Origin of the sequence: Cupriavidus malaysiensis (assembly GCF_001854325.1) — a bacterium.
GTDB classification, from domain to species: Bacteria; Pseudomonadota; Gammaproteobacteria; order Burkholderiales; family Burkholderiaceae; genus Cupriavidus; species Cupriavidus malaysiensis.
The window spans coordinates 46,378-68,086 of sequence record NZ_CP017754.1; the positions used below are offsets into that span (position 1 = coordinate 46,378).

At 70.8% G+C, this 21,709-nt stretch carries 24 protein-coding genes; 11 read left to right on the plus strand and 13 right to left on the minus strand.

Annotated elements, in window-relative coordinates:
• Nucleotides 1-8: 8 nt before the first annotated feature.
• Together BKK80_RS00245 and BKK80_RS00250 are read right to left on the minus strand one after the other, a co-directional pair.
• Nucleotides 9-596, minus strand: a complete 588-nt coding sequence (locus tag BKK80_RS00245) for a phosphoheptose isomerase (RefSeq protein WP_071010259.1) — start codon at nt 594-596, stop codon at nt 9-11.
• Between the two features lie 154 nt (nt 597-750).
• Nucleotides 751-1,134, minus strand: a complete 384-nt coding sequence (locus tag BKK80_RS00250) for a YraN family protein (protein ID WP_071010261.1) — start codon at nt 1,132-1,134, stop codon at nt 751-753.
• 14 nt (nt 1,135-1,148) lie between these two features.
• On the opposite strand from BKK80_RS00250, the gene rsmI reads away from it, so the two are divergent.
• A complete protein-coding gene (rsmI, locus tag BKK80_RS00255) occupies nt 1,149-2,054 on the plus strand; it encodes a 16S rRNA (cytidine(1402)-2'-O)-methyltransferase (RefSeq protein ID WP_071010263.1) in 906 nt (301 codons plus the stop codon).
• A 151-nt stretch (nt 2,055-2,205) separates the two neighbouring features.
• Here the strand turns inward: rsmI and BKK80_RS00260 are convergent, their stop codons facing one another.
• Nucleotides 2,206-3,024, minus strand: a complete 819-nt coding sequence (locus BKK80_RS00260; RefSeq protein WP_071010265.1) for a septal ring lytic transglycosylase RlpA family protein — start codon at nt 3,022-3,024, stop codon at nt 2,206-2,208.
• 248 nt (nt 3,025-3,272) lie between these two features.
• Here BKK80_RS00260 and BKK80_RS00265 point away from each other — a divergent pair, with 248 nt between their 5' ends.
• From BKK80_RS00265 to BKK80_RS00275, 3 genes are all read left to right on the plus strand, one after another.
• Nucleotides 3,273-3,923, plus strand: a complete 651-nt coding sequence (locus tag BKK80_RS00265; protein WP_071010266.1) for an MBL fold metallo-hydrolase — start codon at nt 3,273-3,275, stop codon at nt 3,921-3,923.
• Nucleotides 3,924-3,947: 24 nt separating this feature from the next.
• Nucleotides 3,948-4,601: a 3'-5' exonuclease family protein gene (locus tag BKK80_RS00270; RefSeq protein WP_071010268.1), complete on the plus strand. Its 654-nt coding sequence runs from the start codon at nt 3,948-3,950 to the stop codon at nt 4,599-4,601.
• Nucleotides 4,602-4,776: 175 nt separating this feature from the next.
• On the plus strand, nt 4,777-4,998 hold the full coding sequence (locus BKK80_RS00275) for a hypothetical protein (RefSeq protein ID WP_071010270.1): 222 nt from the start codon (nt 4,777-4,779) through the stop codon (nt 4,996-4,998).
• A gap of 136 nt (nt 4,999-5,134) precedes the next feature.
• Here the strand turns inward: BKK80_RS00275 and arsC are convergent, their stop codons facing one another.
• Together arsC and BKK80_RS00285 are read right to left on the minus strand one after the other, a co-directional pair.
• Nucleotides 5,135-5,494, minus strand: coding sequence for an arsenate reductase (glutaredoxin) (gene arsC, locus BKK80_RS00280; RefSeq protein WP_071010276.1), 360 nt, complete (start codon nt 5,492-5,494; stop codon nt 5,135-5,137).
• Nucleotides 5,495-5,606: 112 nt separating this feature from the next.
• Complete coding sequence (locus BKK80_RS00285; RefSeq protein WP_071010278.1) at nt 5,607-6,515, minus strand: LysR family transcriptional regulator; 909 nt, start codon at nt 6,513-6,515, stop codon at nt 5,607-5,609.
• A gap of 160 nt (nt 6,516-6,675) precedes the next feature.
• Here BKK80_RS00285 and BKK80_RS00290 point away from each other — a divergent pair, with 160 nt between their 5' ends.
• Nucleotides 6,676-7,263: a GNAT family N-acetyltransferase gene (locus BKK80_RS00290; protein ID WP_071010279.1), complete on the plus strand. Its 588-nt coding sequence runs from the start codon at nt 6,676-6,678 to the stop codon at nt 7,261-7,263.
• A gap of 13 nt (nt 7,264-7,276) precedes the next feature.
• Here BKK80_RS00290 and BKK80_RS00295 read toward each other — a convergent pair whose 3' ends face one another.
• The 5 genes from BKK80_RS00295 to BKK80_RS00315 form a co-directional block, all read right to left on the minus strand.
• On the minus strand, nt 7,277-7,948 hold the full coding sequence (locus tag BKK80_RS00295) for an FMN-dependent NADH-azoreductase (RefSeq protein ID WP_071068399.1): 672 nt from the start codon (nt 7,946-7,948) through the stop codon (nt 7,277-7,279).
• Nucleotides 7,945-8,412, minus strand: a complete 468-nt coding sequence (locus tag BKK80_RS00300; protein WP_071010283.1) for a GNAT family N-acetyltransferase — start codon at nt 8,410-8,412, stop codon at nt 7,945-7,947. The genes BKK80_RS00295 and BKK80_RS00300 overlap by 4 nt, the downstream gene beginning before the upstream one ends.
• Complete coding sequence (locus BKK80_RS00305; protein WP_071010285.1) at nt 8,409-8,894, minus strand: carboxymuconolactone decarboxylase family protein; 486 nt, start codon at nt 8,892-8,894, stop codon at nt 8,409-8,411. Before BKK80_RS00305 ends, BKK80_RS00300 begins: the two co-directional genes overlap by 4 nt.
• Nucleotides 8,895-9,251: 357 nt before the next feature.
• Nucleotides 9,252-10,520, minus strand: a complete 1,269-nt coding sequence (locus BKK80_RS00310) for a M20/M25/M40 family metallo-hydrolase (RefSeq protein ID WP_071010288.1) — start codon at nt 10,518-10,520, stop codon at nt 9,252-9,254.
• Nucleotides 10,521-10,591: 71 nt separating this feature from the next.
• Entirely contained in the window at nt 10,592-11,845 is a 1,254-nt protein-coding gene (locus BKK80_RS00315) for an allantoate amidohydrolase (protein ID WP_071068400.1), read from the minus strand.
• A 433-nt stretch (nt 11,846-12,278) separates the two neighbouring features.
• On the opposite strand from BKK80_RS00315, the gene BKK80_RS00320 reads away from it, so the two are divergent.
• The 6 genes from BKK80_RS00320 (at nt 12,279) to BKK80_RS00350 (ending at nt 19,217) form a co-directional block, all read left to right on the plus strand.
• Nucleotides 12,279-13,691, plus strand: coding sequence for a C4-dicarboxylate transporter DctA (locus BKK80_RS00320; RefSeq protein WP_232346209.1), 1,413 nt, complete (start codon nt 12,279-12,281; stop codon nt 13,689-13,691).
• 55 nt (nt 13,692-13,746) lie between these two features.
• Nucleotides 13,747-14,436, plus strand: coding sequence for a GntR family transcriptional regulator (locus BKK80_RS00325; RefSeq protein ID WP_071010292.1), 690 nt, complete (start codon nt 13,747-13,749; stop codon nt 14,434-14,436).
• A 534-nt stretch (nt 14,437-14,970) separates the two neighbouring features.
• Nucleotides 14,971-15,780, plus strand: coding sequence for an SDR family oxidoreductase (locus BKK80_RS00335; protein WP_071010294.1), 810 nt, complete (start codon nt 14,971-14,973; stop codon nt 15,778-15,780).
• 43 nt (nt 15,781-15,823) lie between these two features.
• Nucleotides 15,824-16,612, plus strand: a complete 789-nt coding sequence (locus BKK80_RS00340; protein WP_071068402.1) for an enoyl-CoA hydratase-related protein — start codon at nt 15,824-15,826, stop codon at nt 16,610-16,612.
• 76 nt (nt 16,613-16,688) lie between these two features.
• Entirely contained in the window at nt 16,689-18,332 is a 1,644-nt protein-coding gene (locus tag BKK80_RS00345; protein WP_071037770.1) for a 3-(methylthio)propionyl-CoA ligase, read from the plus strand.
• Between the two features lie 57 nt (nt 18,333-18,389).
• Nucleotides 18,390-19,217: a crotonase/enoyl-CoA hydratase family protein gene (locus tag BKK80_RS00350; protein ID WP_071068403.1), complete on the plus strand. Its 828-nt coding sequence runs from the start codon at nt 18,390-18,392 to the stop codon at nt 19,215-19,217.
• A 20-nt stretch (nt 19,218-19,237) separates the two neighbouring features.
• Here BKK80_RS00350 and BKK80_RS00355 read toward each other — a convergent pair whose 3' ends face one another.
• From BKK80_RS00355 to BKK80_RS00365, 3 genes are all read right to left on the minus strand, one after another.
• Nucleotides 19,238-19,669, minus strand: a complete 432-nt coding sequence (locus tag BKK80_RS00355) for a DUF2784 domain-containing protein (protein WP_071068404.1) — start codon at nt 19,667-19,669, stop codon at nt 19,238-19,240.
• Nucleotides 19,670-19,671: 2 nt separating this feature from the next.
• Nucleotides 19,672-20,589, minus strand: a complete 918-nt coding sequence (locus BKK80_RS00360) for a LysR family transcriptional regulator (protein ID WP_071010304.1) — start codon at nt 20,587-20,589, stop codon at nt 19,672-19,674.
• 74 nt (nt 20,590-20,663) lie between these two features.
• On the minus strand, nt 20,664-21,605 hold the full coding sequence (locus BKK80_RS00365) for a LysR family transcriptional regulator (RefSeq protein WP_071010306.1): 942 nt from the start codon (nt 21,603-21,605) through the stop codon (nt 20,664-20,666).
• Between the last annotated feature and the right edge of the window lie 104 nt (nt 21,606-21,709).

The following is a 21,709-nucleotide window of genomic DNA, read 5'->3' on the forward strand; positions in this document are numbered from 1 at the left end:
CGGCACGCTCAGCCTTCGCCGAGCAGGGCCTCGTCGATGCCTTCGCAGAGGCAGTGCAGGGTGAGCAGGTGCACTTCCTGGATGCGCGCGGTGCGTTCGCTCGGCACGCACAGGTGCACGTCGAATTCGTCGAGCAATGCGGCGATCTCGCCTCCGCCCTTGCCGGTCAGCGCGATCACCGACATGTCGCGCTGGCGCGCAGCCTGGATGGCGCGGATCACGTTGAGCGAATTGCCGGAGGTGGAGATCGCCAGCAGGATGTCGCCCGGCTGGCCGAGCGCCTCGACCTGCTTGGCGAACACCACGCTGAAATCGTAGTCGTTGCCGATCGCGGTGAGGATGGAGCTGTCGGTGGTCAGGGCCAGCGCGGCCAGGCCGGGCCGTTCGCGCTCGAAGCGGCCGACCAGCTCGGCGGCGAAATGCTGGGCGTCGGCAGCCGAGCCGCCGTTGCCGCAGGCGAGGATCTTGTTGCCGCTGGTCAGCGCGCCGACCACGCGCTCGATCGCGGCCTCGATGTGCGGCGCCATCTCGGCCGCGGCGCGGCGCTTGGTCTCCGCGCTGTCCAGGAACTGCTGGTGAATGCTGTCAATGCTCATGGGGTCCGGCCGGCCTGCTTCGCCTGCTCTGCTTGCTGTCCTGTGCTGTCCTGCGCTGTCCTATCCTATGGTCCGCGCTGCCTGCGCCACCCGGGGCCACCTGCGTGGCCCGCGGCAAGGCGCATTATGACGCAGCGGCCGGCCGCCGGCGGCCTCAGTCGCCGCTCTCCAGGGCTTCCTGCCCGAAGGCACCCTGCAGCCACTCCAGCCTCGCGCCATCGATGGCCACCACGTCGAAGCGGCAGCCCGGCACGGCGGGCCATGCCGCCAGGAAATGGCTGGCGGCGAGCAGCACGCGGCGCTGCTTGGCTGGCGTCACGCTGGCCGCCGCGCCGCCGAAGGCGCGGCTGCTGCGCTGGCGCACCTCCACGAATACCAGCCCGCCATCCGCCTCCTGCATCACCAAGTCGATCTCGCCGCCATTGCAGCGATAATTGCGGGCGGCGAGCACGAGACCGTGCCGCTGCAGGTGCGCCAGCGCCCGGGCCTCGGCCTGGGCGCCGCGCGTCCTTGCGATGGTATTGGATGAGCGATGCAAAGGAAGTTCCCAAGATGAGTGACTGGATCTCGCTGGCGGCCGGCCAGTCCTACCCTGCCGGCACGCTGTACGTGGTGGCGACGCCGATCGGCAACGTGGCGGACCTGTCGCTGCGGGCGCTGCACGTGCTGGGCCTGGTCGATGCCATTGCCTGCGAAGACACCCGCAACACCGGGCAGCTGCTCGCCCGCCTGGGCCTGCAACGCCCGCTGGTGGCGGTGCACGAGCACAACGAGCGCGAGGCGGCCGGGCGCATCGTCGCGCGGCTCGCGGCGGGCGAGCGCATCGCCTACGTGTCCGATGCCGGCACGCCGGGCATTTCCGACCCCGGCGCGCGCCTGGTCGAGGCGGCGCGCGCGGGTGGCCACGCCGTGGTGCCGCTGCCGGGCCCGAGCGCCGCGGTGGCGGCGCTGTCGGTGGCCGGCGGCCTGCTGGATACCGGTGCGGGCCGCTTCACCTTCGTCGGCTTCCTGCCGTCCAAGGCGCGCGCGCGGGCCGAGGCCATCGCCGGACTGGCCGGGCTCGACCATGCCTGGGTCCTCTACGAGGCGCCCCACCGCATCGCCGAGACGCTGGCGGCGCTGGCCGAGGGCCTGCCCGGCACGCGCCGCCTGCTGATCGGGCGCGAGCTGACCAAGCTGTTCGAGGAAACGCCGGTGCTGAGCGTGGCCGAGGCGCCGGGCTGGCTGGCGGCCGATGCGGCGCGCGCCAAGGGCGAGTTCGTGCTGGTGGTCGAAGGGGCGGCCGCGGTGGCGGCGGACGGCGCGCCGGATGCGCAGGCGCAGCGGGTGCTCGATCTGCTGCTGGCCGAGCTGCCGGCCAAGCGCGCGGCCAAGCTGGCGGCCGCCATCACCGGTGCGCAGACCGATGCGCTGTACCGGCTGGCGCTGGCGCGGCGTGGCGATGACGGCGCGGCATAGCGGGTGACATAGGGCGCGGCCGCCGTACCGGTGCCGGCGGCGTCGCGGCGCACGCGCGTACGGCAACGGCGTGGGGATGTGCCCGGCCGGGGCCGGAAGGGATGCAGCGCTGGAAGTTATCCACAGGCCGGCAAGCTCCCGCCTGCTGCGCTCAGCGGGCCTTGTGCCTGGGCGCGGCCTTGCGCGTCTTGCTGGTCTTGCGTGCGGCGCGCGAGTGCTTGGTCCTGGTGGTGGTGTCGGCATCGGCATCGTCGGCATCGCCGCCGGCCTCGTCCGCCACGCTGTTGTCCACGCCGGCCTGCGGGCCCAGCGCTGCCACTTCGGTGCGCGACAGGCGGCGGATCTCCACCTGGGTGGCGCCGTGGTCGACGAAGCCGAGGCGCTTGGCCGCCGCGTAGGAGACGTCGAGGATGCGGTTGCCATGATAGGGGCCGCGGTCGTTGATGCGCAGCACGGCCACCTTGTCGTTGCGCAGGTTGCGCACCAACACCCAGCTGTCGAGCGGTAGCGAGGGGTGGGCGGCAGTCATGGCGCGCATGTCGAAACGCTCGCCGGTGGCGGTGCGGCGGCCGTGCAGGCCGCGCCCGTACCAGGAGGCAGAGCCGCGCTCCTCGAAAGTGCCGAGGTCCGCGCGCAGGCCGTCGAGCGAGCCCTGGCGGCCGAGGCCGGCGTCCCCGCCATTGCCGCCGTTGGCAGCGCTGTCGTCGTTGCCCCAGGAGAACAGGTTCCAGCCGCTGCCGCGCTCGTCGCTGGCGCCGGCCTGGGCATGCGCGGAGAGGCCGGACCTGGCCGTCGCGGGACGGTTGGCAGCCGGCGTGCGCTTCGCCGCCAGCGGCTGCGGCGAATCGGCATCGCCCGGGCCGGCGGTAGGCGGCAGCGCGCAGGCGCTCAGCGCGAGCGCGCAGACGCCGTGCGCGCCGAAGCGGGCAAGGCGTCGCAGGTCGGAGGGGAAGCGGAGCAGCGTGCGCATCGGGCGGAGTCTAGCATCATGCGAATGCCGCTACTGCACCGATTTTGTTACGAAATGTCCGGATCGCCAGGGCAATTCCGCGCAATCCACCAGCTGGCGCGGGATTGCGGGGAATCATCCCCCTTTGTCTTGACATGCATCATACGGCACCCGGACGGCCCGCATCCGGCGCGAAACGGGGCCGGAGGCTACAATGCGGCCACAGTTTCCGCGCGTCCGGCGCGGCGCCGACACCCCAGACGTCCACCATGAAAGTCCTGCTGATCCCGGTTACGCCCTTCCAGCAAAACTGCTCGCTGCTGATCGACGAGAGCAGCGGCCGTGCCGCGGTCTGCGACCCGGGCGGCGATCTCGACCGCATCCTGGCCGCGGTCAAGGAACAGGGTGTGACGCTCGAGAAGATCTTTCTGACGCATGGCCACGTCGACCACTGCGCCGGCGCGGCCGCGCTGTCGCGCGAACTGGGGATTCCCATCGAGGGGCCGCAGCGCGACGAGCGTTTCTGGATCGAGCAATTGCCGGAGCAGACGCGGCGTTTCGGCTTCGGCCATGCCGAGGTGTTCGAGCCGGAGCGCTGGCTGGAGAACGGCGACACGGTCCAGTTCGGCAATGAGACGCTCGAGGTCTATCACTGCCCGGGACATACCCCGGGCCACGTGGTGTTCTTCTCGCGGCCGCACCGGCTGGCGATCGTCGGTGACGTGCTGTTCGCCGGCTCGATCGGCCGCACCGACTTCCCGCGCGGCAACCACGCCGACCTGATCCGCGCGATCCGCACGCGCCTGTGGCCGCTGGGCGACGACGTGACCTTCGTGCCCGGGCACGGCCCGGTCTCGACCTTCGGCGAGGAGCGCAAGCACAACCCCTACGTCGCCGACCACCTGATCGACGCCGCCTGAGCCCGGCGGCCAGGCGCATACCCCATGGCCAAGCACCAGGCTCCCGATACGCGGCCCGAGATCTACGTCAGCACCGACATCGAGGCCGACGGCCCGATCCCCGGGCCGCACTCCATGCTCTCCTTCGCCTCGGCGGCCATGCTGGCCGACAAGACCGTGGTGGGGACTTTCTCGGCCAACCTGCACACGCTGCCGGGCGCCAGCGGCCATCCGGTGCAGATGCGCTGGTGGGAGACGCAGCCGGAAGCCTGGGCGGCCTGCCGGCGCGACCTGCAGGCGCCCGAGGAAGCACTGCCGCGCTACGTCGAATGGGTCGAGAGCCTGCCCGGCAAGCCGGTCTTCGTGGCCTTCCCGGCCGGCTTCGACTTCACCTGGATGTTCTGGTACATGATGCGCTTCGCCGGCCGCTCGCCGTTCGGCTGGGCCGCGCTCGACATCAAGACGCTCGGCTTCGCGCTGACGGGGCTGCCCTACCGCCGTACCGTCAAGCCGGCCCTGCCCGCCGAGTGGAAGGATCCGTTGCCGCATACCCACGTGGCGCTTGATGATGCGCTGGAACAGGGCGCTCTCTTCTGCAATATGCTGGCCGCGCTGCGCACACGGCAGGCCGCCGCGGCGGCCGATGGCGCGGGCGCTGCCGGTGCCACTCCGCTGGCGGCCGATAGCGGCCCGGCGTGAGCCGCCGCCGGGTGGGCCAGCGCCCGCTCCGCCCTTGTGCGCCCTGGGCGAGCGAGCGGATGGCCGCCTATAGTGATAGGGAGAGGCGACGGGCCGGGCGCGGCAGGGTGCCACTGCCGGCCGTTGCGTGCCGCGGCTACGCCTGCGGGCGACCCGGGCGGAGGAGGTGTCCATCATGCGTTTCCACCCCGATCTGCACTGGCGGCAGCTTGCCGAACGGCTGCACCGGGGCCGTCCGAGCCACCCCGCGCCGCACCTGATGCACTCACTGGACGACGATGCGGAAGCCGCCAAGGCCACGCTCTATGTCGCCACCATCGCCCTGCTGGTATTGCTGTTCGTGTTCGCTGGCATCGCTTTCGGTCAGGAGGCCATGCACTGGCTGGGTGTCGGCTAGACGACCCGCCTGAAGCAGACTGTCTGTCTGACCGGGCCGGCCCCCATGAGAATGGGGGCCGGCCTCTTTCTGGGGCAGTGGAAGGGGCAGTGGAAGTGGACCGCAGGGGGCGGCGCATGGCGTGCGCCGCCGGGGTTCAGTCCAGCAGTGCCGCGACGTTCTCGGGCGGGCGGCCGATCGCGGCACGGCCCTTGCGTACCACCAGCGGGCGCTGCAACAGGATCGGGTGGTCGGCGACCGCGGCCAGCACCTCGGCATCGGTCAGCCCCGCATCGGCGAGGTCGAGTTCCTGGTAGATGGCCTCGTTGTCGCGCACCATCTGCCGGACCGGCACTCCCAGCATGGCGTGGAGTTGCTTGAGCGTGGCCAGGCTGGGCGGGGTCTTCAGGTATTCGACCACTTCCACCGGCTCGCCGAGGCGGGTGGCCGCGGCCTCGACCAGGGCTAGGGTCTCACGCGACTTGGAGCAGCGCGGGTTGTGGTAGATGGTGATCATGGCCAGGTTCTCCGGATGCGAATACCGGCACTATAACCAAGAGCGGCGTCCCGGGCACCAGGGTGGTGCACCTCGGGGCGGCCGCTTCCAGGCGGCAGCTCAGGGGCCGCGCTCAGGCATCGCGGCGGGAGGCCGGCGCCAGTGCGGACAGTGCCTCCACGGTGGCGCGCAGCCCGGCCTGCAGCGGCTTGTCACGGCGCAGCACCACGGCCAGCGTGCGTCCCAGCGGGGGGGCCAGCCCGCGCACGGCGATGGCCGCGCCGCGCCGGCCGGGCGGCAGCGCCATCGAGGGCAGTACCGAATAGCCCAGGCCGGCACCCACCAGCTCCTTGATCGCCTCCACGCTGTCCAGCTCCATGACCGGATGGGCTGCCACGCCACCGCGTGCCAGCCAGGCGTCCACCAGGCTGCGCGTATTGCCGCTCGGCGAGAACAGCACCAGCGGGCGGCCGGCCAGGTCGGCGGGCGAGACCTCGGGCGGCAGCGGCTCGCCGTCGGCCGGGCCGATCGCGACAAAGGGATCGTCGACCACCGGGATGACTTCCAGCATGCGCCCGGAAGCCGGCAGCGTGACCAGGGCCAGGTCCAGGCTGTTGTCCTCGACCGCGCGCACCGCCTCGGCCGCATGGCAGGTGCGCACCACGATCTCCAGTCCCGGCAGGCGCCGCCGCAGTTCGCGCAGGACTGCCGGCAGTAGGTAGATGCAGGCCGTGGCGCCGGACCCCAGCCGCACCTGGCCGATCACCTCGGTGCCGTGGCGGGCCATGCCGGCTTCGGTGGCGGCCAGGGCCGCGGCCACGCTCCGTGCGTGGCGCAGCAGTTCTTCGCCCGCGGCGGTGGGACGTGCGCGCCGGCCGACCCGCTCCAGCAGCCGCAGGCCGTAGCGCTGCTCGAGCTGGCGCACTTGCTGGCTCACCGCGGGCTGGCTCAGGCCGAGACGGTCGGCCGCGGCCGAAAAGCTGCCGAGTTCGCAGACCAGCGCGAAGCTGCGCAGGTGATCGGGATGCAGCAGAGGACGCATACCAAAGTTCTGCTAATGCAGTGGATAAGCCGCCAAAGCTTCCCTTATAGCATGGCGCTGCGCTAAGGTTGGACCATGGCCCCGCCTTCCTGCCCGCCAGGTGCGCCAGGGCCGTGCCGGCCACGCGCCGGCTCCATCCTGCCGTCGTCACCACCCGATCATGAACGCCCCGCTGCCCGTCCACGCGCCGGCCTCCGCCGCGCCCAGCACCGCTCCTAGCATCCGCACCGCCGAAGCCGGCGATGTCCCGGCCATCCTGGCCATCTACGCCCACCACGTGCAATTCGGGCGCGCCTCCTTCGAGGAACAGGTGCCGACCCTGGCGGAGATGGAGCGCCGTTTCGCCGACGTGGGCCGCCAGGGCCTGCCCTACCTGGTGGCGCAGCGCGACGGCGTGGTGCTGGGCTACGCCTACGCTTCCGCCTATCGCACACGCAGCGGCTATCGCTTCACCATCGAGGACTCCATCTACATCGACCACCGCCATGCCGGCGCGGGGCTCGGACGGGCGCTGCTGCAGGAACTGCTGGTGCGCTGCGAGCGCGGCCCCTGGCGCCAGATGGTGGCGGTGGTGGCCAGTACCGCCAGCGGCGAAGGCGCCGGCTCGATCGCGCTGCACGAGAAGATGGGCTTCCGCGTGATCGGCCGGCTGGAGGCCGTGGGCTTCAAGCATGGGCAGTGGATCGACACCCTGCTCATGCAGCGCCCGCTCGGTGCCGGCAACGTCGGCTTGCCGGGCGCGGGCTGAAGGCGGCCCCGACTCAATCCCGGCCGGCGGCACCTGCCGCCAGCCGCGCGGCGACTGCTGCGCTCCAGTCGTCGAGCCTGGCGCGGGCGGCCTCGATGGCGGCCGGCTCGCGCCGCAGGTTCTCCAGCCGCAGCACCTCCACCTGCGTCAAGCCCATGCAGCCGAACACGGCGCGCAGGTAGGGCGAGAGGAAATCGACCTGGCTTCCCGGCCCGGCCTCGAAGGCCCCGCCGGCGGCGGCCACCACCAGGACCGGCCGGTCGGCCAGCAGGCCGACCTTGCCTGCCGGCGTGCTGAGGAAGGTGCGGCCAGGCCGCACCACGTGGTCGATCCAGGCCTTCAGCGCCGACGGCACCGTGAAGTTATGCACAGGCGTGCTCAACAGCACCAGGTCGGCCGCTTCGAGCTGCCCGATCCATTGCTCGGAGGCGGCCAGCGCGGCCTCCGCCGCAGGGCTGCGCGCCTGCGCCGGCGTCAGGCTGGCCTCGACCATGCGCGCGTCGGGATGCGGTGGAGGCATGGCGCCGAGGTCGCAGTCGAGCACGCGCAGCGGCCCCAGCGCCTGCTGCAGGCGCGCCAGCACGTGATGCCCGGCGGCGCGGCTGTGCGAGGCTCCGCCGCGGCTGCTGGCCGCGACGTGCAGCAAGGTGCGGGACGCTTCCCGCGAAGCAGCCCGCGCGCTCATGCCAGCGCCGTGTAAAAGCGCAGCGCCGAGGCCAGCAGGCCGTTGCGGTAGTAGAAGCGGTGGCCCAGCACATTGGTGAGCGGCGTATCCAGCACGAGCTTGGCGCAGCCGAGCGCAGCGGCCTCCTGCTTGAGGCGGGCCATCATGCGCTCGCCGTACCCGCCGCTGCGCAGCGCCCCGTCGGTGACCAGGTCGTCCACATAGAAATGCACCCCATGCACCAGGTTGTCCTGCAGCCGGAAGCCCGCCAGCGCCACCGGCCGGCCATCCTGCCACAGGGCCAGCAGCCGGTAGCCGGCCGCGCGCTGGCGCTGCCAGCGCGACACCAGCTCGTCGGCCGATTCGAGGTGCGGGCGCAGTTGCTGCATCAGGGCGAAGCAGGCACGCACGCCGGCCTCGTCGTCGACATAGCGGATCCCGTCCGCTTCCGGCAGGTCGCGTACCGGTTGCGCGGCGGCGTTCATGCGGCGCTCCCGCGCACCGCCGGCGGCGGCGCGAAGCGGAAGCCCGCGGCGATGCGGTTCCAGGCGTTGATATTGGCCACCGCCGCGCTCAGGTGGGCGAGCTCGGCCGGCGCGAAGGCGGCGCTGGCCTGGGCGTAGACAGCGTCGTCCACCTCGTGCACGGCCACGCGCGTGAGTGCCTCGGCCCAGGCCAGCGCCGCCTGCTCGCGTTCGCTGTAGAGGCCGGCGTCGCGCCAGGCGGCGAGCAGGTCGAGCTTGCGCGGATCGAGGTCCAGCCCGAGCTGGCGCACGATATTGAGGTGGTACTGCAGGCAGAAGGCGCAGCCGTTGATCTGCGACACGCGCAGCTTGACCAGCTCGGTCAGGGCCTTGTCCAGGCCGGAGTCGTCGACCGCCTTGCCGAGGGCAGCGAGTGCGGCATGGACGGCGGGGGCGGCCTGGGCGAACTCCTGGTAGGCAAGGCGGACAGAATGTTGCGGCATGGACGTTCTCCTGTTGGCGAGCAAGGGAAGGGGCATCCGGCAGTCACACCGGAATGCGTTGCACCGGAATAGTATCAGAGCACGAATACTATATTCGTACTCTGATACTTTAGGCAAGTCACGGGGGTGTTCGATGCGGGCCATGGCGGCGGGAATCACACCCAGATCATTCTTGGTATGGATGCTGAAGGGTAGTCGCTTCCTTGTGTATTCGATGCGACGAATAGTCAGGATAGTGCCGTGCGTATTGCGGCACGAATCGCCAGCGCAAAGCAGGACGCCCGCTGGCGCGGGCGTCTCGATGGCCGCCGCTGCTGCGGCGGCCTTGGCAAGGCGGGGGCCGGCGCCCCCGCGGGCTCAGCCCAGCAGGTCCGACAGCGCCAGCGCGACCACCTTGGTGGCGCGGTTCAGGTCGTTGAGGCGCAGGTTCTCGTCCGAGTTGTGGCCGCGCGCTTCCATCAGCGTGCGCGGGCCGGCGCCGTACAGCACGGTGGGGATGCCGCGTGCGGTGTAGTGGCGGGCATCGGTGTAGAGCGGCACGCCCTGCACCGGGATCTCCACGCCGAACACGGCTTCCGCGCGGCTCTTGAGCGCGCCGATCAGCTTTTCCACGCCGGGCAGCTCGGACAGCGGTTCGGCCAGGATGATGCGCTCCACCTTGACCTCGATGCCCGGGCGGTCCTTGGCGGCCTGCTCGACCACCGCGCGGATCTCGCCTTCCGCGTCGAAGCCGAGCTCTTCGGGGATCATGCGGCGGTCGATGCGGAAGGTCACCAGGTCCGGCACCACGTTGGTGTTGATGCCGCCCTTGATCAGGCCCACGTTGAGCGTGGCGGTGTCGATGCCCGGCACCTTGGACTTGCGCTTGGCCAGTTCGGCGCGCAGGCCGTAGATGGCCTGCAGGATATGGGTGGCGGCCTCGATGGCGTCGACGCCGGTGTGCGGCATGGCGGCGTGGCCCTGCTTGCCCTTGACCGTCACTTCGACGTGCAGGCAGCCGTTGTGGGCCGAGGTGATGCCGTAGGAAAAGCCGGCCGAGATGGCGTAGTCGGGCTTGGTCAGGCCTTCGTCGAGCAGGAACTTGGGACCGATGTCGCCGCCGGTCTCCTCGTCATAGGTGAACTGCAGCTCGACCGTGCCGTTGAGCGGGACGCCCTGTTTCTCGGCCTCCATCAGCGCCAGCACCGCATAGGTGTAGGTGGCGAAATCGGACTTGGACACCGCCACGCCACGGCCGTACATCACCGGGCCGTGCTCGCTGTCGGCGATCTCGCCGCCGTAGGGGTCCTTGGTCCAGCCCAGGCCCGGCGGCACCACGTCGCCGTGGGCATTCATCGCGATGGTGGGGCCGCCCTGGCCGAAGGTCTTGCGCACGACCAGGTTGGTGGCGCTGATCATGCCGGCCGCCTTGACCTTGTCGTCCGGCACCTTGTGCGCCTCGACCCGGAAGCCCAGGCCTTCGAGCAGTGCCTTGGCACGCTTGCCGTGGGCGTCGCAGTCGCCCGGCGGGTTGTCCGAGGGCACCTTGACCAGTTCGGCCAGGAAGGCCTCCTGCTGCGGGCGGTGCTGGTCGATGAACTGGCTCAGGGTGGCGTCTTTGGCACTCATATTGTCTCGGGCGGTCATGATTTGGCTCGTTCTGTTCTGGGGATGGTAGGACACTTCGCGGCAAGGCGGCCGGGTGCGTTTGGTGCGGCTCAGTGCGGCCGCGCGAAATGCTCGACGAAGTCCGAGAAGACGCGGGCCGCCAGTTCGGCATCGTCGGCGCTCATGGTCTCGGTGGGATGGTGGCTGATGCCGCCGTTGCCGCAGCGCACGAACAGCATGGCGACATCGGCGATGGCGGCGATGGCCATGGCATCGTGGCCGGCACCCGACGGCAGGTGGCGCACCGGCAGGCCCTGGCGGGCGATGGCGTCGGCCCACTGCTGCTGCAGCCACGGGGCGCAGGGCACGCTGGCGGCCTCGTGGGTCTTGCGCACCTGCGCGCGCACCTGGCGCCGCGCGCAGACGCGCTCGATCTCGGCCAGCACATCGGCCACGGCGGCCTGGCGCACGGCATCGTCGCCGGCGCGGATGTCGATGGAGAACTGGGCGCGTCCCGGCACCACGTTGGTGGCGCCGTTGGGCACGTTGAACTGGCCGACCGTGCCGACCAGGCCCGGCGTGCCGCCGCAGCGGCGCTCGATGTAGAGGCCGATCTCGGCGGCCGCCATGGCGGCGTCGCGGCGCATGTCCATCGGCACCGTGCCGGCGTGGCCGGCCAGCCCTTCCAGGTCCACCAGGAAGCGGCTGGCGCCGGAGATGGCGGTGACCACGCCCAGCGGCAGCCCTTCGTTGAGCAGCACCGGGCCCTGTTCGATATGCACCTCGATGAAGCCCAGCACCTGGGCGCGCGGGTGCGCGGCGGCCGGCAGCCGGTCGGGCTCGAAGCCGGCGGCGCGCATCACGTCGCGCATGCTGCGGCCTTCGTCGTCCAGGTTGTCGAGCACCTTGCTGTCGAAGGTGCCGGCGATGGCGCGGCTGCCCAGCAGCGTGGCCTTGAAGCGCACGCCCTCTTCCTCGGCGAAGCCGACCACTTCGACAGCGAAGGGAAAGCGCTTGCCCTGGCGGTGCCAGGCGCCCACGCAGGCGATCGGCAGCAGCACGCCGAGGTTGCCGTCATAGCGGCCGGCGTCGCGCACGGTGTCGAAGTGCGAGCCGGTCAGCAGCGCGGGGGCGCCGGGCTCCAGTCCTTCGTAGCGGCCGATCACGTTGCCCGCGGCATCGCGGCGCACCTGCATGCCGGCTTCCTCCATCCAGCGTGCGAGCTGGGCCGCGGCGCCGTGGTGGGCTTCGGTCAGGTAGGTGCGGGTGAGCATGCCGGGCTGCTCGGTATGCGCGGCCAGGGTGTCGGCCCAGGCCATGATGCACGTGCCGGTCTCGCCGGCCGGCGAAGGGGATGCTGCCATGCGTGTCTCCTGCTGGAAGTGCGTGAAAGCGACGGCGTGCCGGACGCAAGCACCGTGCCGGGCCCGGCCTTGCCGCCCGGCAATGCACCGCGCGCGGCGCGCCGGATGGTGGCACCGCGGCGGTCGCGCGCGGGCCCTGGCTCTCTATTCTGTGCGATCCATGGTAGCACAGTGAATTCAAAAATTGCATACAAAAATGATATGCACTATATTGGCCTCCACGCGTCGACAATCCGCCGCGGACAATCCGGTCCGGCGAGCGTATTGCGCGGGTTCCGCCCGTACCCGGGCGGCGCTCGGCGGGGTGGGCCTTCCGGCACCGGGGCCTGGCCCGGCGCCACCCGACCGGCCCCGACGGCCGGCATCACCGACAGAAAAGACGGCAAGCCAGGTGGCGCACCCGCCCCCGTGGACTGGCCGGATGGAGACAACCATGCAGCACGCGAACCTTTCGCGCCCTGGTACCGGCCTGCCCGGCAAAGGACCGGGCGTCCCTTTCCACATCCGCTTCACCCGTTCCCTGTTCGGCCAGGTGCTGATCGCGCTGGCGCTCGGCGCCGTGCTCGGCCTGCTCGCACCCGAGTTCGCCGCCAAGCTCAAGCCGCTCGGAGACGCCTTCATCAAGCTGATCAAGATGCTGATCGGCCCCATCGTGTTCTGCGTGGTGGTGGCCGGCATCTGCGGCGCCGGCGAGCTGAAGAAGGTGGGCCGGGTCGGCATCAAGGCCGTGGTCTACTTCGAGGTGGTCACCACCATCGCGCTGGCGCTCGGCGTGGCGCTGGCCTACCTGTTCGAGCCGGGCACCGGCATGAACGTCAACCCGCACTCGCTCGATGCGTCGGCCATGGCCGCCTACGTGGAGAACGCCGAGAAGATCAAGAGCGCGGGCATGGTCGACTTCCTGCTCAAGCTGATTCCCAACACGGTGATGGGCGCTTTCGCCAGCGGTGACGTGCTGCAGGTGCTGCTGGTCTCGGTGCTGTTCGGCTGCGCGCTGTCGCTGGTGGGCGAGCGCGGCCGCCCGCTGGTGGCGCTGATCGACACCTTCTCGCACACGCTGTTCAAGATGATGGGCTTCATCATCAAGCTGGCGCCGCTCGGCGTGCTCGGCGCGGTGGCCTTCACCGTGGGCAAGTACGGCATCGGCTCGCTCAAGCAGCTTGGCTTCCTGGTGATGCTGTTCTATGGCGCGGTGGCTCTCTTCGTGCTGGTGGTGCTGGGTACCGTGATGCGCCTGTGCGGCTTCTCCGTGCTCAAGCTGATCCGCTACCTGCGCGCCGAGCTGCTGGTGGTGCTGGGCACCGCCTCCTCCGACAGCGTGCTGCCGCAGGTGATGAAGAAGCTGGAGTTCATGGGCATCAAGAAGTCGGTGGTGGGCCTGGTGATACCGACCGGCTATTCCTTCAACCTGGATGCCTTCTCGATTTACCTGACGCTGGCGGCGGTCTTCATCGCGCAGGCCACCAACACCCCGCTGGCCTTCGGCGACCTGCTCGGCATCCTTGCCGTGGCGCTGGTCACCTCCAAGGGCGCGCACGGCGTGCCCGGCTCGGCCATCGTGATCCTCGCCGCCACGCTGTCGGCCCATCCCGCCATTCCCGCCATCGGACTGGTGCTGGTGCTGTCGGTCGACTGGTTCATCGGCATCGCGCGCGCGCTCGGCAACCTGGTCGGCAACTGCGTGGCCACCGTGGTGGTGGCCGCCTGGGAGAAGGATATCGACCGCGAGCGCGCCCATGCCGTGCTCGACGGCCGCGTGCCCGCCGGCGAACTCGACGAAGGCCTGTCGCCGCCGGTGCCCGCCGGGCCCGCGCCGGCGCTGCCCGATACCGTGGGCGGGCGCTAGCGCTAGAATCTCGGCATTCCCCCAACGCGCGCAGCCCCTGCGCCAGCGCATCGCCATGCCCGAGCACATCGATCCCGACATGACCGCCGAAGCGATCGCCGAAGACATCGTCGCGGCGATCGTCTCGCACCGCCTGCCGCCCGGCACCAAGCTGCGCGAGGAGGCCCTGGCCAGCGTCTACCGCGTCAGCCGCACCAAGGTGCGCGCGGCGCTGCTGATGCTGTCCAAGGACAAGGTGATCCAGATCGTGCCGGACAAGGGGGCCTTCGTCGCCAAGCCGAGCGCCGAGGAGGCGCGCGAGGTCTTCGCCGTGCGCCGCATCCTGGAGGCGGCGCTGGCGCGCGAGTTCGTGGCGCGCGCGGGCGCCGCCGACTACAAGCGCATCGACCGCCATCTCGCCGCCGAGAAGAAGGCGCTGGCGGGCAACGATGCCCAGCTGCGCACGCGCTTGCTGGGTGACTTCCACATCCTGCTGGCCGACGTGGTCGGCAACGGCGTGCTGACCGAGATGTTGCGCGAGCTGTCGACGCGCAGCGCGGTCATCACCATGCTCTACCAGTCGCGCCGCGACGCCGCCTGCTCGTCGGAAGAGCACCGCGAGTTCATCGAAGCCGCCCGCGCCGGCGATACCGAGCGCGCCGTGGCGCTGATGGTCGAGCACCTCGGCCACGTGGAAGGCGCGCTGCATTTCGAGGAGCTGCCGGCGGCCAAGGGCAAGGACCTGGTCGCCGCGCTGCTGGCCTGAGCGCGCAGCGCCGGCCGGCGCTGCCGCCCCGTTATACGTAGCGCTTGACCTGCGTCAAGGCGGCCCCGGCCGCCATCGGCGATGATGGCATCGCCATGTAGCTGCGGGGGCGCGCTTCATGGCAGTCATGCCCCTCTGGGGCGGCCCGCACACCGCAATGGGTGCGGGCCTTTTTCTTTTCTGCGGCCATGCGCGGCCTTTGTCCTCCCGCCCCGCGCCCCAGCCTGGCTGGCGCCCGGTCGCCCACCGCTTGCGCCCGATCATTTCCCCGCCCGCAACAGCGCATGGTGCACTGCAGCCATGATGGAAGCCGGGCTTCGGGTTACGATGTGGCGGGCCCGCCCCCGCGGCGCCGTCGACAAGACAACGACAAGCAGAAAAAACGGAGACAAGCATGCCGATTCCTCGCGCGCGGCGCCGCCCGGCCGCGCCTGCGCCTGCCCCTGCCCCTGCCTCGTCGGATCCGACGAATCGCCGCCCGCGGTTTGCATGTCCAATGCCATCCATCCAGGACAGGCAGAGGAGGGGAATCGTATGACCAGTGCTTTCAAGGACCAGATGCTCGCCGGCAAGACGGCGTTCGTCGCCGGCGGCTCGTCCGGCATCAATCTCGGCATCGCTCAGGCGCTGGCGCGCGCGGGCGCCCGGGTCGGGCTGATCAGCCGCGACGCGGGTCGCATCGAGGCGGCTGCCGGCACCATCCGCGCGGCCGGCGGCAGCGCGCTGGGGCTGGCGGCCGACGTGCGCGACTTCGATGCGGTCGAGGCCGCGCTGGCGCGCACCCGCGCCGAGCTGGGCGCGATCGACATCGTCGTTTCCGGCGCCGCCGGCAACTTCCTGGCGCCGGCACTGGGCATGTCGGCCAACGGCTTCAAGACCGTGGTCGACATCGACCTGATCGGCACCTTCAATGTGTTCCGCGCCAGCTTCGCCCACCTGAACAAGCCGGGCGCCTCGCTGATCGCCATCACCGCGCCCCAGGCACACAACGCCATGATGTTCCAGGTCCACGCCTGCGCGGCCAAGGCCGGCATCAACATGATGGTCAAGTGCCTGGCGATGGAGTGGGGCCCGGCCGGCGTGCGCGTCAACGGCATCTCGCCCGGGCCGATCGCCGACACCGAGGGCATGGCCCGCCTGGCGCCCACGGCCGAGATGGAACAGCGCTACAAGGCACGCCTGGCGCTGCGCGACTACGGCGACAAGAGCGATATCGCCGACACCGCGCTGTTCCTGTGCAGCGACAACTCCCGCTATATCACCGGCACCATCATCGACTGCGACGGCGGCAGCAAGCTGGGCGACGCCTCCGCCGACGCGCTCCAGCCGCCGCCGCGCGCCTGAACCGATCCGACAGACCATCCGCTACCAGAGGAGACCCCGACCCATGACCTCCCCCGTGCTCTACCACGTCGCCGACGGCGTGGCCACCATCACGCTGAACCGCCCCGACGTGCTCAACGCCCTCAACGCCGACCTGATGCGCGCGCTGCGCGAGGCCGTCGAGCAGGCCGCCGCCGATGAGGCAGTGCGTGCCGTGCTGCTGACCGGCAACGGCCGCGGCTTCTGCGCCGGGGCCGACCTCGCCGACCGCGCCGCCGGCAGCGGCGGCGCGCTGGCCGACTCGGGCACGCTGCTGCGCGAGCGCTACCACCCGATCATCCTGGCGCTGCGCGGCATGGCCAAGCCGGTGGTGAGCGCCGTCAACGGTGTCGCCGCGGGCGCGGGCATGAGCCTGGCGCTGGCTGCCGACGTGGTGCTGGCCGCGCGCGGCGCCAGCTTCCTGCAGGCCTTCTCCAAGATCGGCCTGGTGCCGGATGCCGGCAGCACCTACTTCCTGCCGCGCTATGCCGGCGAGATGCGCGCGCGCGCCCTGGCCATCCTGGCCGACAAGATCAGCGCCGACGAGGCGCACCGCATCGGCCTGGTGTGGCAGGTGCACGAGGACGCCGCCCTGCACGAGGAAGCCGGCAAGCTGGCGCGCAGGCTTGCCCAGTCGCCCACTTTCGCCTACGGCCTGATCAAGCAGGCACTCAACGAAAGCCTGGACAACGACCTGCCGGCCCAGCTCGAGCTGGAAGCCACGCTGCAATCGCGCGCCAGCCGCAGCGAGGATTTCCGCGAGGGCGTGGCGGCCTTCCTGGAGAAGCGTCCGCCGGCTTTCAAGGGCCGTTGATCCAGGGCCGCTGAGCCACGCACCGCGCCGGCCGCCCCGGGGCACGGCGCCATGACACGATAAGGAGACACGCATCATGCTGGGCCTCATGCAAGACCACCCGCTGTTGATTTCTTCGCTGATCGAGTACGCCGCCGCCTACCACCCGGAGCAGGAGATCGTGTCGCGCACGGTCGAGGGCGACACGGTGCGCACCAACTACGCACAGGTCGAACGCCGCGCGCGGCGCGTGGCCAACGCGCTCGCCGGCCTCGGCGTGCGCGAGGGCGACCGCGTCGGCACGCTGGCCTGGAACACGCACCGCCACCTGGAGCTGTACTTCGGCGTATCAGGCTCGGGCGCGGTGCTGCACACGGTCAACCCGCGCCTGTTCCCGGAGCAGATCGACTACATCGTCAACCACGCCGAGGACAGCGTGCTGTTCTTCGACACCACCTTCGCCGAGCTGGTGGCGAAGCTGGCGCCGAAGCTGACCACGGTGCGGCACTTCGTCGCGCTGTGCGACCGTGCCCACATGCCCGCGCTCGACCTGCCCAACCTGCTGTGCTACGAGGACCTGCTCGCCGCCAGCAGCGAGGACTACCAGTGGCCGCAGTTCGACGAGCGCACCGCCTCCTCGCTGTGCTACACCTCGGGCACCACCGGCAATCCGAAGGGCGTGCTCTATTCGCACCGCTCCACGGTGCTGCACAGCCTGAAGGCGTGTGCCGCCGATACCTTCTCGGTGGGGGCCGACAGCAGCGTGCTGCTGGTGGTGCCGCTGTTCCACGCCAACGCCTGGGGCATGCCCTACGCGTGCGCGATGACCGGTGCCAAGATGGTGCTGCCCGCACAGCATCTCGACGGCGAGAACGTCTACAAGCTGCTGCGCGACGAGCGCGTGACCTTCTCCACCGCGGTGCCCACGGTGTGGCTGATGCTGTTCCAGTACCTGGATGCCCATCCCGACATCGACCCGCGCGCGCTCGGCCTGAAGATCGCCGGCGTGGGCGGTTCGGCCGCGCCGGCGGCGATGGTCGAGCGCTTCGAGCGGCAGTTCGGCGCGCGCGTGGTGCAGGGCTGGGGCATGACGGAGACCAGCCCGATCGGCGTCATCAATACACTGCTGCCGCGGCTGGAGAGCCTGCCGGCGGCCGAGCAGCTCAAGATCAAGACCAAGCAGGGCCGCGCGGTATGGGGCGTGGAGCTGCGCATCGAGGACGACGAAGGCCGCGCGCTGCCGCATGACGGCGTGGCCTTCGGCCGCCTCAAGGTGCGCGGGCCGTGGATTGCCTCCGGCTACTTCAAGGCCGGGCAGGATGCGCTCGACGCGGACGGCTGGTTCGACACCGGCGACGTCGCCAACATCGACCCAGACGGCTACCTGCAGCTGGTGGACCGTGCCAAGGACGTGATCAAGTCGGGCGGCGAGTGGATTTCGTCGATCGACCTGGAGAACGCCGCCATGGGGCACCCGGCGGTGGCCGAAGCGGCGGTGATCGGCGTCACCCATCCCAAGTGGCAGGAGCGGCCGCTGCTGGTGGTGGTCAAGCGACCGGGCCAGCAGGTGAGTGCAGCCGAGCTGCTGGAATTCGTCGCCGGCAGGGTGGCCAAGTGGTGGGTGCCGGACGACGTGGCCTTCGTCGACGCCCTGCCGCATACCGCCACCGGCAAGCTGCTCAAGCTGAAGCTGCGCGAGCAGTTCCGCGACTACGTGCTGCCGACCGCGCGGGTGGCGTGAGATGACATGAGGCGGCATCCCCGTCTTCAGAAACGATAGGCGAGCAAGGAACCATAGATGAGTGAAGCCAGCAGCCAGCGCATCGCGCTGACCATCGAGGACGGCGTGGCCGAAGTGCGCTTGAACCGTCCCGACAAGATGAACGCGCTGGACCCGGCCATGTTCGCCGCGCTGGTCGAGACCGGCCAGCGCCTGGCGCGCGAGCCGGACCTGCGCGTGGTGGTGCTGTCGGGCGAGGGCAAGGCCTTCTGCGCCGGGCTCGACATGCAGAGCATGTCCGGCCTGGCGGGCAAGGCGCCCGGCGAGGGCGGCAGCATGGGGCGCCTGGCGCCCCGCACCCATGGCATCAGCAACGCGCCGCAGTATGCCTGCATGGTCTGGCGCGAGCTGCCGGTGCCGGTGCTGGCGGCCGTGCACGGCGTGGCCTTCGGCGGCGGGCTGCAGGTCGCGCTCGGCGCCGACCTGCGCTATGTCACCGCCGATGCGCGGCTGTCGGTGATGGAGATCAAGTGGGGCCTGGTGCCCGACATGGCCGGCATGTTGCTGACGCGCGGCCTGGTGCGCGAGGACCTGCTGCGCGAGCTGATCTACACCGGGCGCATCGTCAGCGGCACCGAGGCCTGTGAACTGGGCCTGGCCACGCGTGTGGTCGACGACCCGCGCGCCGCCGCGCTGGCCGCCGCGCGCGAGATCGCCGGCAGGAGCCCCGACGCCATCCGCGCGGCCAAGCGGCTGATGCAGGTGGCCGCCGGCGGCGACGCCGCCGCCATCCTGCAGGCCGAGTCGGTCGAGCAGGAAGCCTTGATCGGCGGCGCCAACCAGCGCGAGGCGGTGCTCGCCAACGTCGAGAAGCGCGCGCCGCGCTTCGTGCCGGCGGCCGGCTGAACGGGGGCGGGCTTGCCCGGCTAGTGCCGCACGGGCCGCACGGGCCGCACGGGCCGCGCGCCATGCGCGCGCCGCCGCCACTGGCGCCACCACAGGCCGTACCAGGCCAGGTTCAGCGCCAGCGCCAGCACGCCCAGCCACCACTGGATGGCGGGCGTCAGCCCGGCCGGGTAGATCCACGGCAGCAGGTAGCGGGCGATGAAACCGCCGGCGTAGCCGGCCTGCCCGGCGGCGTGGCGCAGCGCATTCTCCAGCGGCGTCAGCGGGCAGATCCAGCCGTTCCACTCCACCAGCACCCCCCAGGCCAGCGCCGGCAGGTGCAGCCAGGCCAGGCGCGGCCAGCGCGGCAGCAGCAGCGCGCCGGCCACGACGAAGGCGATGAAGGCGAAGTGCAGCAGCAGCACCGCGTCGGCCGCCCAGGCGCTCCAGGGGAACGATGCCGCCGCCGGCATGGTCAGCCTTCCTTGCGGCCGGTCCAGTAGCCCGGCTGCGCGAACTGCGCCTTCAGGTGCTCGATGAAGAAGCGGATCTTGGCCGGCACCGGACGCTGCTGCGGGTATACCGCGAGGATGTCGTAGTCGGGCAGCGCGTACTCGTCGAGCACGGTGATCAGCTCGCCGCTTTCCAGCTGCGGCAGGATCTCCCAGGTCGAGCGCCAGCCCAGTCCGAGGCCCTCGCCGGTCCAGCGGTGCAGCAGCTCGCCGTCGTTGCAGTCGAGATTGCCGTTGACGCGCACCGTCACCGTCTTGCCGTTGTGGCGGAAATACCAGCCGCGCTGCTGTCCGCCCTGCAGGTTGAAGGCCAGGCAGTTGTGCTGGGCCAGGTCGTCCAGCGTCAGCGGCACGCCGTGGCGGGCGAAGTAGGCGGGAGTGCCGCACACCACGCGCTTGTTGCTGGCCAGCTTGATGGCGACGAAGTTCGGGTCGATGGCACCGCCGATGCGGATGCCGACGTCATAGCCCTCGCGTACCAGGTCGACCACGCGGTCGGTCAGGTTGAACGAGAGCTGCACCTCGGGATTGGCGGCGAGGAAGGCGGGCGCGTGCGGCGCCACGTGCTTGCGGCCGAAGGCGGCCGGCGCCGACACGATCAGGTGGCCGGTGGCCTTGTGCTTGCCCTCGGCAATCAGCATCTCGGCGCGGTCGAGGTCGGCCAGCGCCTTCTTGCACTGCTCCATGAAGACGGCGCCCTGCTCCGTCACCACGATGCGGCGCGTGGAGCGGTGCAGCAGCTTGACGCCGATGCGTGCTTCCAGCGCGTTGATGCGGCGTCCGATCATCACCGGCGTGACGTCCTGCGTGAGCGCCGCCGCCGCCATGCTGCCGTGCTCCACCACGGCGATGAAGGCCTCGATCTGTTTGAGTTTGTCCATGTTCAGCAAGTCTCCTGGCCGCCATTGTGCGTCATCGGCGCCGCCGCGGCATGCGCACGGGCCGATGCCCGGGATCAGGCCCCGGCGCGCGCGCCGCGCCGCGGCGGCACCATCAGCCGTGCGCGGTGCCGCACTTCCTTGCTGAATTCGGCGCAGGCCTGCGTCATCAGGTCGGCCGAGCGGTAGACCAGGAAGACGCGGAAATCGGGCAGTTCGTCGCGTATCGGCAGCTGCAGCAGCGACTCCTGCACCAGGCGCAGCGGCCCGCCGGTGCCATGGAAGACGAAGTCGGACCACATGCTGATCAGGTCGGTACGCGCAGCGAGCTGCAGGCCCAACAGGTTGGATGCGCTCTGCACGATGCGGCGCGGCATGTCCAGCCGGTGCAGGCGCAGCAGGCTGGGCAGCGGACTGCCCGGATCGTCGAGCGGATCGAGCGTGAGCCAGTCGGCATCGAGCAGCGGGCGCAGCCGGCTGGCGCGCCGCAGCGGATGGCCCGGGCGCACTGCCAGCGACATGCCGACGGCGAACAGCGGCTCCCACTGGAAGGCACCGGTGCCCGGGCCGCTGTTGGTGGAGATCAGTCCCAGGTCGAGCCGCCCCTCGCGCAGCCCCTCCAGGATCTGCTGGGGGCGCAGCTCGAAGGCACACAGGTCGACATTGGGGAAGCGCTGGCGGAAGGCCGCCATGGCCTCGGGCAACGGCCCGCTCGAGGCCACCGCGGTGAAGCCGATATTGAGCCGGGCCTCGGCATGGCCGCGGATGGCCTCGATGTCCTCCAGCGCGTGGCGCAGCTCCTGCTCGACCACGCTGGCACGCTTGACCAGGGCCAGGCCGTAGGCGGTCAGGCTGACGCCGCGCACCGAGCGCGACATCAGCGTGACGCCAAGTTCCCGCTCCAGCTCCGCGATGGCCTTGGACAGTGCCGGCTGCGATACGTGGAGGCTGCGCGAGGCCTCGTGGATGCTGCCATGCTGGGCGACTGCCAGCAGGATGCGCAGTTGATGCAGTTTCACCGTCTCCCCCTCTTTCTTGCCTCGTTGCTGCGTTGCCTTTGCCTGGGCACCGTTGTGCGTTGCCGCACGCACCGGCACGGTGCGCCGCCGCCCCGCGCCGTGCC